Source organism: Marinicella marina (assembly GCF_030065545.1).
Lineage (GTDB): Bacteria > Pseudomonadota > Gammaproteobacteria > Xanthomonadales > Marinicellaceae > Marinicella > Marinicella marina.
In genome coordinates this window covers 84032-95550 of record NZ_JASJNC010000001.1, presented here as the reverse complement: position 1 = coordinate 95550, position 11519 = coordinate 84032, and the positions used below count along the sequence as shown (strand labels likewise).

At 44.6% G+C, this 11519-nt stretch carries 12 protein-coding genes; 4 read left to right on the top strand and 8 right to left on the bottom strand.

Going from position 1 to position 11519, the window contains the following annotated elements:
- Positions 1 to 9 precede the first annotated feature (9 nt).
- Entirely contained in the window at positions 10 to 993 is a 984-nt protein-coding gene (locus QNI24_RS00495) for an AAA family ATPase (protein ID WP_267176781.1), read from the bottom strand.
- Positions 994 to 1240: 247 nt separating this feature from the next.
- On the opposite strand from QNI24_RS00495, the gene sufT reads away from it, so the two are divergent.
- The 3 genes from sufT (at position 1241) to QNI24_RS00480 (ending at position 3486) form a co-directional block, all read left to right on the top strand.
- Positions 1241 to 1789 (top strand): putative Fe-S cluster assembly protein SufT, encoded by a 549-nt coding sequence (sufT, locus tag QNI24_RS00490; RefSeq protein WP_267176881.1) that lies wholly within the window; start codon positions 1241 to 1243, stop codon positions 1787 to 1789.
- Positions 1790 to 1803: 14 nt separating this feature from the next.
- A complete protein-coding gene (locus QNI24_RS00485; protein ID WP_267176782.1) occupies positions 1804 to 2616 on the top strand; it encodes a polysaccharide deacetylase family protein in 813 nt (270 codons plus the stop codon).
- A gap of 102 nt (positions 2617 to 2718) precedes the next feature.
- On the top strand, positions 2719 to 3486 hold the full coding sequence (locus QNI24_RS00480; protein WP_267176783.1) for a hypothetical protein: 768 nt from the start codon (positions 2719 to 2721) through the stop codon (positions 3484 to 3486).
- 6 nt (positions 3487 to 3492) lie between these two features.
- Here the strand turns inward: QNI24_RS00480 and gorA are convergent, their stop codons facing one another.
- The 7 genes from gorA to QNI24_RS00445 form a co-directional block, all read right to left on the bottom strand.
- A complete protein-coding gene (gene gorA, locus QNI24_RS00475) occupies positions 3493 to 4821 on the bottom strand; it encodes a glutathione-disulfide reductase (protein ID WP_267176785.1) in 1329 nt (442 codons plus the stop codon).
- A gap of 51 nt (positions 4822 to 4872) precedes the next feature.
- Positions 4873 to 5373: a hypothetical protein gene (locus QNI24_RS00470; protein ID WP_267176786.1), complete on the bottom strand. Its 501-nt coding sequence runs from the start codon at positions 5371 to 5373 to the stop codon at positions 4873 to 4875.
- Positions 5374 to 5965: 592 nt separating this feature from the next.
- Positions 5966 to 7429, bottom strand: coding sequence for an aldehyde dehydrogenase (locus QNI24_RS00465; protein ID WP_267176787.1), 1464 nt, complete (start codon positions 7427 to 7429; stop codon positions 5966 to 5968).
- Positions 7420 to 8211, bottom strand: a complete 792-nt coding sequence (locus tag QNI24_RS00460) for an SDR family oxidoreductase (RefSeq protein ID WP_267176788.1) — start codon at positions 8209 to 8211, stop codon at positions 7420 to 7422. The genes QNI24_RS00465 and QNI24_RS00460 overlap by 10 nt, the downstream gene beginning before the upstream one ends.
- A gap of 1 nt (position 8212) precedes the next feature.
- Complete coding sequence (locus QNI24_RS00455) at positions 8213 to 8413, bottom strand: hypothetical protein (protein ID WP_267176789.1); 201 nt, start codon at positions 8411 to 8413, stop codon at positions 8213 to 8215.
- A gap of 117 nt (positions 8414 to 8530) precedes the next feature.
- Positions 8531 to 8941 (bottom strand): DUF4389 domain-containing protein, encoded by a 411-nt coding sequence (locus tag QNI24_RS00450; protein WP_267176790.1) that lies wholly within the window; start codon positions 8939 to 8941, stop codon positions 8531 to 8533.
- A gap of 81 nt (positions 8942 to 9022) precedes the next feature.
- A complete protein-coding gene (locus QNI24_RS00445; RefSeq protein WP_267176791.1) occupies positions 9023 to 9934 on the bottom strand; it encodes a DMT family transporter in 912 nt (303 codons plus the stop codon).
- Between the two features lie 142 nt (positions 9935 to 10076).
- Between QNI24_RS00445 and QNI24_RS00440 the strand changes: the two genes are divergently transcribed.
- Positions 10077 to 11423 (top strand): hypothetical protein, encoded by a 1347-nt coding sequence (locus tag QNI24_RS00440; RefSeq protein WP_267176792.1) that lies wholly within the window; start codon positions 10077 to 10079, stop codon positions 11421 to 11423.
- Positions 11424 to 11519: the final 96 nt, after the last annotated feature.

The following is an 11519-nucleotide window of genomic DNA, read 5'->3' as shown; positions in this document are numbered from 1 at the left end:
CAGTTGTTATCAGGGCAATGGCACGCTGGTTAGCAGTTGGTCAATCACTCGGTCAACGGTTAACCCTTCAGCTTCAGCCTCAAAAGACAAAATAATGCGGTGCCTCAAAACATCATGTATAACTGCATGTATATCCTCTGGTAATAGGTGGTCTCTGCCTTCAAGAAAAGCATGTGCCCTGGCACAACGGTCCAGCGCAATGGTGGCACGAGGTGAACCGCCGAATTCTATTTGGCTGGCCAATGATTCATCATATTTGCTGGGGTTTCTGGTAGCCAAAATCAATTCGACCATGTACTTTTCCAAATTCTCAGCCACATAAAGTTTGAGGATGTGTTGTTGCGCCGCAAAAATTTGTTCTTGGGTCAACAACTGTTCGGTTTTGTTGCTGTGACTGAATTCTGCCAAATCTTTACTTTGGGCTAATTTCAAAATATCTAATTCAGTATCAGCTTCAGGATAACCAATGGTCACGTGCATCAAAAAACGATCCAGTTGTGCCTCAGGCAGGGGGTAGGTGCCTTCTTGCTCAATTGGGTTTTGTGTTGCCATCACCAGAAATAGCTTAGGCAAATCATAGGTTGTTTTGCCGACGGTAATTTGCTGTTCACCCATGGCCTCCAGTAAGGCCGATTGAACTTTAGCAGGTGCTCGGTTGACCTCATCGGCCAACACCAAATTATGAAACAAAGGCCCTTTCTGAAACTCAAAGGTAGCCGATTCGGCATGGTAAACATCAGTACCGGTCAGATCGGCAGGCAACAAGTCTGGCGTGAATTGAATGCGGTGAAAATTACCCTCAATGCATTCAGACAATACTTTAATGGCGGTGGTCTTGGCCAGTCCAGGTGCGCCTTCTACCAGTAAATGACCATGAGAAAGCAATGACATCAACAAGCGATCAACCAGTTTTTGTTGTCCCAGAATTTGGTTGCCGATGGCTTCTCGTGTGTTTTGAAAAGCTGCTGTCAAAGCTGTGATTTGTTGTTCCATTTAATGACCTGTATGTGCTGTTGTTAAAATAAAATAAAAAGGCGACTTTGATTTAATACCAAACCCTAGTATTTCAAGATGTTTTGAAGCTGCGATGATTATACAAGAAAGCCCGGCCTTTGAATGTGTCAAAAGTCAGCATCAGCCAACAATTGCTGGTTCGATGCAAACATTTCATCACAAGCATGGTAAAATTCGCGCTTTCTATTTAACAGACGCCGTTCAGGCCGAAAACGTTGCAACTCATATGTACAGTTTAACCAGCGAACCATTTAAATTAGAACGTGATGTGGAAGCCATCACAGTACCCACTGGCGAGACCATAGAATTACCTGCTGGTGTGGTGGGCTACATCACCCAAGCTTTGGGCGGTAGTTTCACCATTTTTGTTGATGGCAGCATGTTCATGATATTAGGTCATAATGCCGACGCCTTGGGACGTGAGCCGATAGCGGCCCCTGAATTGCCTGAAAACGCCACTCAAGAAGACGTTGAACAAGCCGTTTGGCACCAGTTAAGTACGGTATATGACCCCGAAATACCGGTCAGCATCGTTGAGCTTGGCTTGGTCTATGAGTGTGAAGTCAAACCGACTGAAAAAGGCTATAACGTTGATATTGATATGACTTTAACCGCGCCTGGTTGTGGCATGGGTGATGTGTTGGTTTCAGATGCAGCGACCAAAATCAAACTCATTCCAGAAATCAACCAAGTAAACTGCCAAATCGTGTTCGATCCACCTTGGGATCAATCCATGATGTCTGAGGAGGCTAAATTAGAAACCGGCATGCTCTGAAGCGCAGTTAATTGATGATTCGCGTTCCTATACTTACCTACCATGCCAATAACATCAACGGCATGGCATACAACAACAATGACCACATTGCCTTGGCCAATGATTTAGCGACCATCCATGAACTTGGCATAAAAATCATCACATTGGATCAGTTGCTTGCTTGGCATGCAGGGCAGCTGCCTGATGCTGCGGTAGAGCATAGCGTGGTGTTGACCTGTGATGATGGCACTGATTTTGACTTTCACGACATTGTTCACCCAGATTTTGGTGTACAAATCAGCTTTTTCAACACCCTGAAACACCACCAAAAAAATACCGGTGCGGCGGTACACATGACCAATTTTGTGATTGTCTCGCCAGCGGCTCGTGTGGTTCTGGATGAAAAGTGCTTGGTGGGTAAAGGTTGGTGGCAAGACGATTGGTGGCAATTGGCCCAAGATTCTGGCTTAATGGCAATAGCCAATCACAGCTGGGATCACAATCACGGTGTGTTGGAAAATAACAATGTTGATGATGACTCTTTTCGTTGTATCAACGACAAAAACAGCTGTGACATTCAAATCAGGCAAGCACAAACATACCTCAATCAGCACATCAAAGGGTCCTACCAATCCAACTATTTCGCCTACCCATACGGTAATTTCAGTGATTATTTGCGCTTTGAGTACCTGCCTGAGTATGGTCATGAAATCGGCTTGAAAGCCGCTTTTACCACAGCTGCGGATCACGTTGATAAAGACAGCGATGTTTGGGCCATGCCGCGCTTTGTGGCAAATAATGATTGGAAAAATAAGCACCAGTTGAAGTCAATCTTGCTGCAGGATTAATAACCTCTGCTGTAAAACTTGACCCACTGCTCAAAATCATAATCAAACTAAAACAAACAGGGTCTTGGTTCGTTACTGGAGAAACAACCAGAGGACTGAACCATGAAAATCACACTGAGAATAAGCGGCATGTTGGGTTTGTTGCTGTTCGGCTTTATATTTATCTTAACTTTTACAGATGCTGAATTGGTAGAAAAGTCAGCAAAAAACTTTGTTAGTTACCAAGTTGAAAAAGAAGTCAGAACCAAGCTGTCCGGAATGGCCAACACAAAATTTGGCCAAAAAGCCCAGGCCCTGGCCGACAGGCTGGGTCTGCAAGAACGCCAAATTCAACAAAATCTGGCAGATGAATTACCCCAAAGAATAGCCACTATCATGGCGCAAATGTGTGGTTATGACTGTGAAAAGAGCAAGCAGTTGGCCAAAGGTATCAAGCAAGATTACCTTGATAAACTTAAAGGTTTGAAAATGGCACAATTTAACCTGGCTGAAATAGTCAGCGGGAAATACATAGAAACAGTTAGCCAACTGCAGTCAGATATAAGGGTTTTTGCTTTCAGCAATGCCACCATGTTTCTTATTCTGTTTATTCTTTCATACCTCAAACCGCTGGCAATAAAACAATTGTTTGTGCCGGGATTGATGTTGTTCTTTGCCACTTTCATAGCGACAGCTTTTTACATTTTTGGTCAAAATTGGTTGTACACACTGATTTTCAATGATTATATGGGTTGGTCATACCTCGTTTATTTAACGGTTATTTTTGCTTTGTTGTTGGACATCGCTCTGAATAAATGCCGGATTACTTCGGAAATATTCAATGTGCTAGGCAGTGCATCTTCAAACATCACTCCAGTCATTCCTTGCTGAAACGGCTCAGAGCGTGACAAACTCCTCAGCAGAAGTCGGGTGAATGCCGATGGTGCTGTTGAGCTGGGTTTTGGTCAGGCCTTGTTTCAAAGCCACACCAAAACCTTGTATCATTTCACCACCATCGGCACCGCAGACATGCATGCCCAGAACTTGATCGGTGTCTTCATTGACCACAATTTTCATCAAGGTTTTTTCATTCACGTCACTCATGGCATATTTCATCGCGCGGAAGGTACTGGTGTAGGTTTTGATGTTGGCATGTTGCGCCCTGGCCTCATCCTCTGTCAGTCCGCAGGTGCCTATCTCGGGCTGGCAAAAAACGGTGGTTGGAATGAAGTCATAGTCTGGATATTGCTCGCCACCAGCATACAGCCGGTCAACCAAGTAATGGCCTTCGCGAATGGCAACAGGGGTGAGGTTGTCTTGGTTACTGACATCACCGACTGCAAATACATGTTCCAGACTGGTTCTTTGTTCCTCATCAACCACCACTTGTCCATTCGCTTGGGTGGCTATACCAACTTTTGTGAGATTAAGTCGTTCGGTATTGGCTTGCCGGCCAGTGGCAAAGAACACCACATCGCTGGTTATGTCAGCTTGGTTACTCTTGCATACCAAGCCTGCTTCGGTTTTCTCTACGGCGGAGATTGATGTGTCGGTGAAGACATTGATACCGGCATCTATGAAGCTTTGTTGTGCGAAAGCGGCTATTTCACTATCGAAAGTGCGTAAAATTTGTGGACCTCGGTAAACCAAATTGACCTTTACTCCCAGCGCATTGAAGATACAAGCGAATTCAACCGCGATGTAACCACCGCCGTTGATGGTGATGCTTGCTGGCAGTTGTGGTAAATCCAGTGCTTCATTCGAAGTGATGACGTGTTCTTTTCCTGGTATGTCAGGGACCGTTGGAGAACCGCCAGTGGCAATCAGAATCCGCTCAGCAGAGTAAGTCTTCTCCGCAATTTTTATGTTGTGGGCATCAACAAATGTACCGAAACCCCTGATTAGCTCCACCCCTGCATTGGCCAATAGGTTCAAGTAAATGCCATTCAAGCGATTGATTTCAGCGTCTTTGTTTTGCAGCAGTTCTGGCCAATTGAATTGGCTTTGAATGTCCCATCCAAAGGTTTTCGCTGCTTTGAACATTTTGCTGTATTGAGAGGCATAAACGAATAGCTTTTTCGGCACACAACCTCTGATGACACAAGTACCACCTACTTTGTCGCCCTCACAAATGGCCACGCGCTTACCATAGCCGGCAGCTATCCTTGCTGCCCTTACGCCACCAGAGCCTGCACCAATAACCAGTAAGTCATAATCATATTTCATTTGTTTCTCCGCTTCATTTGGTTAGTTGACCCAGTTGCTGTAAAAATATTGCTAAAAAGGTCCATAGGCATGGGCTTTTTGTATGATCTGCTTCTGTTCCAATTCATTCATCGGTTTTTTCCAGTACACAATCAGGTGTTTGTGGACTGTTGGTTCAAAGCCCACAGCCAAATCAATTCTGTACGCACCTTTGTGGCCGACATAACCAAACACAGCATCGCAGTCATTAAGTTGTTTCACTGCCTCACTGAGCATGGTGTAAGCCACACCGCCTTGTTGGTTCAATGCTGACCTGAGGTTTTTGGGTAGTTGCCTCAAGGCTTGTTTGTTGACACACATACCGCCACCCAAATACACGTTCTCATGCTGTGTGAAGTGGACATAGCCCAATATCAGTGTTTCGTCGTTGGGCGCTTCAGCGACCAAGACAAAGTGTTTGGGGAAATCTGGTACTTTGGCACCAAAGGACTTTTCAAACAGATCGCCTGCCCAGTGGGCAGCATCGGTTACTTCTTTTAATTGTGTACGAATTTCTTCAGAGTTATGCAACATGGGTGGTGTGAAAAAAAAGTTAAAAAACTGTTTGAGGTATTATGCCGTTTTCGGTTTATAATAAAAAGCGCAAGGACGGTTATAAATGATTTTATTGAGAGTGGAAATATAAAAAAGAGGAGCCTCAAGTTATAAATCGTTGATAACCCAAGACATTGAATTTGTTAGTCAAAAAAAGCATGTGAGCCTTGGTCCACAAGGCCACCTTCCCTTGATTCTTAAAAGGGTGGAGTTACAGAAATCAGAGAGTTAAAAAGCGTTAGGGGAGGAATTTCTGTAACTCCAAGCTTGCTACATCCATATGGAAATTGCTTTACATATGTCTGTTTCATGCAATCACTATACTACTAAGTCTTACGTACGTCAATAACTTTGTTGTTGTTTCAGTACGTATTATTATATTAGTCATATCACCAGGCCAATTAATGTGCCAAAAGTCCTGATGTTTTCAACGAACTTATTAATAAGACCATGAATTAACGAAATGATTACAAAATTAATCCATTTGTTGATGGCTTGTTGAATGACAAAGCGCTGTTTGAGAAAAATAAGTAATCAAATTGATTGGTGATTTTGATCAGTGGTGACAGAGTCAGGTGTATTTGATACAAACATTTTTGGGCTCAGTGAAAAAGCGCAACGCTTCCAAGCCACCTTCACGTCCGGAGCCTGAGGCTTTCATGCCACCAAAAGGCGTGCGTAAATCACGCAACAGCCAGCAATTGACCCAGACAATGCCGGTGTTCAATTGTTTGGCCATACGATGACAGCGGCTGATGTCTTGGCTCCATATACTGGCAGCCAAACCGTAATCTGAGTCGTTGGCCAATTGCAATGCTTGCTCATCTGAGGAGAAACTTTGTACACTACAAACAGGCCCAAAAATTTCTTCTTGATTGGTGCGGCATTGGTTTTTAAGCCCTGCAATGATGGTCGGTTGAATAAAATACCCTTCGGCACATCGACCTTCGAGGTTAATTTGCTTGCCTCCTGTGAGTACCTCACCGCCTTCAGTTTGAGCCAGTTCAATATAACTTAAAACTTTTTCCATGTGTGCTTTGGATACCAGTGCGCCAAATTGTGTGCGCTCATCCAAAGGATCGCCAATCACCAGTTGTTTGACCTTTGCCACCAAAGCGGCTGTGAATTGATCATAAATACTGTGCTCAATGTAAATGCGCGAGCCGCATAAACAAATTTGCCCTTGATTGGCAAAAGCAGCACGTGCCACCTCATCAACAGTTCGTTCAAAGTCACAATCAGCAAAAACCAAAGTGGGGTTTTTACCGCCTAACTCTAAAGACAATTTTTTGTGCTGCTGGGCGGTGGCTTGTTTGATGGTTGTGCCGGTATTTGAGCCACCGGTGAAGCTGACTGCTTTGATTCTGGGGTGTTTAACTATGGCATCTCCAATGACCTGTCCTGTGCCGTGTAAGACATTCAAAACACCAGCAGGCAAACCCGCTTCAATGCACAATTCAGAAAACAAGTAGGCAGTCATCGGCGTCACCTCTGAGGGTTTGGCTATGACACAGTTGCCGGTGGCCAAAGCAGGGGCAATTTTCCATGTGAATAAATACAGCGGTAAATTCCATGGGGAAATACATGCCACAACACCCAGAGGATCGCGTAAGGTGTAATTGATGGCGACATCTTCCATGGCGTGAGATTCACTGCTGAATTGTGTGGCCGCTTGGGCGAAGAAACGGATATTTGCAGCAGCGCGGTAAATGTCGACATTTTTAGCCAAAGTGATTGGTTTGCCGTTATCAATGGCCTCTGTTCTGGCTAATTGATCTTGGTTTTCTTCAATCAAATCTGCCAGTTTATTCAGTGTTTTGGCTTTTATCTCTGCCGGCGTGTTAGACCAAATGCTGAACGCTTTCTCAGCGGCTTTGATTGCCAGATCGAGGTCATCCTTATCTGAACCGGGAATCAGGCCATAAACCTGGCCGGTGGCTGGTTCGATGTTGTCAATGTGCTGACCATTGACAGGCTCCAGCAGCTCACCATTGATGAGGTTTTTAATGGTAAGGTTTTCAGCCGTTACAGGCATGCGGTGCGTCCACCATCGACTGGAATGTTGACACCATTGATGTAAGCCCCTGCGGGCGATGATAAAAAGCCCACCACATTGGCAAATTCTTGTGGCGTGCCGAATCGACGCATCGGTATGATGGCTTTTTCATTTTCAATCACTTGATCAACGGTTAAGCCAGTTTTTTTGGCTTTATTTTCAAAAATGCTCGACAATCGACCGGTCTCGGTGGCGCCCGGCAAGACGTTATTAACGGTGATGTTGTACTGTCCCAATTCATTGGCCAAGGTTTTGGCCCAATTGGCGACCGCACCACGGATGGTGTTAGAAACACCTAAATTGGGCAAAGGTTGTTTGACTGAGGTGGATATGACATTGATGATGCGCCCGTATTTGGCTTGTTGCATGGCGGGTCCCAAAGCCTGCGCCAACACCTGGTTACAAATCAAATGTTGGTTGAAAGCCAACTGAAAAGCTGCTGGGTCGGCATCCTTGGCAAGACCAGGCGGTGGTCCACCGGTGTTATTGATTAAAATGTTTGCTTCTGGATGTTTGGCCAGATGCGCCTCAATGGCTGACTTGACTTGTGCTGGGTCGCTGAAGTCAGCCACCAAAGTATGATGGTTCTGCTGGTCTTCAGTACTCAAAGTCTTGACCACTTCGGTCAATTTTTCTTGGTTGCGAGCCACCATCACCACTGCCGCGCCTTGTTGTGCCAACTGTTGTGCAATCGCTAAGCCCATGCCTTGGGTTGAGCCACAAACCACAGCGGTCTTGCCTTTCAGGTTTAAATCCATCATATTATGCTTCCTTCATGGTTTTGATCAACAGCTCCCTGGCCATCACCGCATCGGCGTGGGTAGGAAACTTAAACTTCAATAGGTCGCCGACCAAACGGACATTGAATTGTTTGCCTTCATCATGGTCAGCAGTGAATACTGCACTGACAAAAACCACTTTATCCAGCACCAGAGTGTATCCTTTTAAATCATATGTTTTCATGTTTGATTAAGACCTATTTTGAACAAACATATTACAAACAATGGGCGGATTAGACCAGCAAAAAAAACGCCAAGATTAACTTGGCGTCAACTACAACTAAGAGAGGAAATGAAATAATTACTTGGCGGGTTCACCGTTTTTGGTGTTTTTATCATCGTAGTGCCAGCCTTGAAAGGGAAAAGGCTTTTGCTCGGTTTGGAAGCCAACGTATTTGATGATGTCAGATAAGTATTGGCCCATTTCACCACCGAAAGCTTTGAGGTTCTTATTGGCATGACCGGTGATCAGTAAGAATCCAAATTGTACCAACACCACAACCGCGAAAACCCACAAGGAAACCCAGCCAATTAAAGCGAATAACAAGGTCACCAAAATTCTGGTTAATACATCGTTATTGAATTTATTGGTTTTTGTATCATTCTCACTGGCGGTCTTTTCACTGTTAACTGTTTCAGCTTCAATGACTTGTTCTGTATTGGTTTCATTTGATGATTCGGTCACATCATCTTTGTTTTCTTTGTCGGACATGATATTTGCTCCATTGCTTCGTTTCTTAATTACTATACGGGAGCAAGTAAAAAAACGACAGTGCCATTGGTCACATCACATTTACTTTTTCAAACTGGCCAGCATAGACCCTGTAACAATAAAAGCCATACCAATGTAACCAATCAGTTGAATCGACTCAGCAGATATCAAATCATTAAAAAAGTAGGCAAATGCATTGATGAATAACAACGTGGTGACAGGCGTGAGGGCCAACACCATGCCTACCCTCGAGGCATTCCAATGGCTTATGGCTTCTCCAAAAGCACCATAGGCTATGACCGTATTGATACAGGCATAGGCGATGGCCAACCATTGGGTGGTGGTGATGGTGTGGTAATTATCCAAGTCGGCCCAATAAAATAACGCCAAAGTAGCAAACGCATAAATGAAGCCAAGGATGCTTTGTGAGGAAAGACGGCCAGCCAGTTTTTTTTGAATCAAGGCATAAATGGCCCAGGTCAAAGCAGCAGCAAACATCACCCAAATGCCGACAGAGTAGTCTTCGCTGAGGATTTGTTTGATCTGGTCATTAAAAAACAAAATCAGACCAGTAATAATCGAAATCACGCCCAAAAACTGCATTCGATTAAACGCCTCTTTAAAGATCAACACACCACCTAAAGTCATCAACAGCGGTGCCATTTGAATGAAAACCTGGGCGTTGGCAGGTGAGGTCATCTCCAAACCAATCAAGAACAGCACATAATTACCTATCAACATCAATGCAGCCAAACCAAGCCACAACCAGTCCGTTACAACCAAGCCTTTGAATTCTTTGAGTTTGTTGCGGTGCAGTAACAGCAATAGGGTAAACAGTGCTGCCACCAGAAAGCGAAACCATGTCAAAGTCATGGCATCAGTGGCTGACATACTGATCTTTAGTGAAACCGGTAAAGTGCTCCAAAAAAGCACCGTAATCAGAGAGAAAATAAGCCCTTTTTTCCAATTTTCAGTTTGGCTGGTTTGATTCATGATTGCCTTGAAATATATAACCTTAGGTGGCGGTATTTAACTTGATTTGGCCGCAGAATGGTAGTTATTCTGTGCTGCATTCATGTTTGATTCAGTGTTTTGGTTGTAGTATGGTTGAACAATGACAATCCATGTACTAAAAATGAAACTTTTGATACCAATTATGACGCTGTTTTTGGCCTCTTGTGGTGTACACAATCACCGCTACAGTGCCGAAAGTGATACTTACTACCAAGATGATTATTATGCATACGGTGATTATGACCCTTATTACGGTTATGGCTCTTCTGAATATACCGCTGCTGGTGATGGTGTTTATTATAACAATTACAATTATTACCCGGATCGTTGGGGCGTAACCTACAGTAACATCAACTACAGCCCATTCCGTTACCCGCGAGTAGGTTTTTACTATTCATCGTTTAATAATTGTGGTTTTTCATACTGGTCTTCTTGGTGTGGTCTGGGTTATGGATTCAATCACCGACCTGGCTTTTATGCATCCACTTGGTGGCCATCATGGGGCTTTGGACTGGGCTATGGCTTCGGTTATAACAGCTATTATAATGATAACTATTGGTGGTACAACCACTGGCGCAACAGAACTTATAACCACTATCGTCCTACACAGCGTGGTTATTATTCAGCCAGAAATGAAGCCAGAAGGCTGAACAATGGACGTTATTACCGCAATTATAATAACAAGACACCCAACCGCAACGACCGTTACTACCGCAGCAATCCAACGGCCGTGAATCGTGGACGCAGCAGCAGTAATCGGCGGCTCAATACCAGGCCAGCCAGCCGTTCAGCGAACAGGTCTATCAATCGTTCAAGCAACCGTTCTGGCAGTCGTTCAAGCAATAACAACTACCGCAGCCCCAATCGATCAACTCGTGGCGCTCACAGCAGCAGGCAGCAAAGCAGCACCAACAATGCCTCTGGCAGCAACAGACAATCGGTAACAGGTCGAACCACTGTTCAATCGTCGATTAATAATGGCGTGTCTGATGCGGCGTTACAGCAGCGATTACAGCGACAATATGCCGAAAGAAACCTGCAACAACGCACGCCCACTAACCGAACATCCAGCAACACAAGTTCAAATCGGCCAGGTAACAACCGCATAGCCAGCCAGTTACGCAATCGTCAAGTGCAGGTCAAACCGATGAACAGTCAATCGCCGGTTTATCACACCAATACACGTTCGCAGCCTGCACAGCAACCCAGGCGAGTGATCAACCAACGATCCACTTACGTTTCACCATGGACTAACCAAAGCGCAGCCGTGCGCCCCAACCCGCAACGGCAAGCACAATCCAATCGCAATCAACCGGCGGTCAGATCGACACCTCAGCAACGAAACAAACCTGCTCAGGTAAAGCGCAGCCCACCTAAAGCTTCAAATAAATCTAACAACCGCAATAACAATAAATCGCGAGGACAAAGCTCTAAAAGATCTGTTGATAGAGGCCGCCAAAGACAGTAAAGCAACCACATTATTTTTTTTAGATACCCAGCGATGCTGGGTATTTTTTTGCCGTCAGAAAATATTCTTGGTTTGTTGTAGAATGTCAGCGTTTTT

Bases quoted from the DNA above. Each gene is read 5' to 3' on its own strand.
- QNI24_RS00455 (WP_267176789.1), bottom strand. From the start codon at position 8,413: ATGAAAACATATGATTTAAAAGGATACACTCTGGTGCTGGATAAAGTG.
- QNI24_RS00450 (WP_267176790.1), bottom strand. From the start codon at position 8,941: ATGTCCGACAAAGAAAACAAAGATGATGTGACCGAATCATCAAATGAA.
- gorA (WP_267176785.1), bottom strand. From the start codon at position 4,821: ATGAAATATGATTATGACTTACTGGTTATTGGTGCAGGCTCTGGTGGC.
- QNI24_RS00445 (WP_267176791.1), bottom strand. From the start codon at position 9,934: ATGAATCAAACCAGCCAAACTGAAAATTGGAAAAAAGGGCTTATTTTC.
- QNI24_RS00460 (WP_267176788.1), bottom strand. From the start codon at position 8,211: ATGATGGATTTAAACCTGAAAGGCAAGACCGCTGTGGTTTGTGGCTCA.
- QNI24_RS00465 (WP_267176787.1), bottom strand. From the start codon at position 7,429: ATGCCTGTAACGGCTGAAAACCTTACCATTAAAAACCTCATCAATGGT.
- QNI24_RS00495 (WP_267176781.1), bottom strand. From the start codon at position 993: ATGGAACAACAAATCACAGCTTTGACAGCAGCTTTTCAAAACACACGA.
- QNI24_RS00470 (WP_267176786.1), bottom strand. From the start codon at position 5,373: ATGTTGCATAACTCTGAAGAAATTCGTACACAATTAAAAGAAGTAACC.
- QNI24_RS00440 (WP_267176792.1), top strand. From the start codon at position 10,077: ATGAAACTTTTGATACCAATTATGACGCTGTTTTTGGCCTCTTGTGGT.
- sufT (WP_267176881.1), top strand. From the start codon at position 1,241: ATGTACAGTTTAACCAGCGAACCATTTAAATTAGAACGTGATGTGGAA.
- QNI24_RS00485 (WP_267176782.1), top strand. From the start codon at position 1,804: ATGATTCGCGTTCCTATACTTACCTACCATGCCAATAACATCAACGGC.
- QNI24_RS00480 (WP_267176783.1), top strand. From the start codon at position 2,719: ATGAAAATCACACTGAGAATAAGCGGCATGTTGGGTTTGTTGCTGTTC.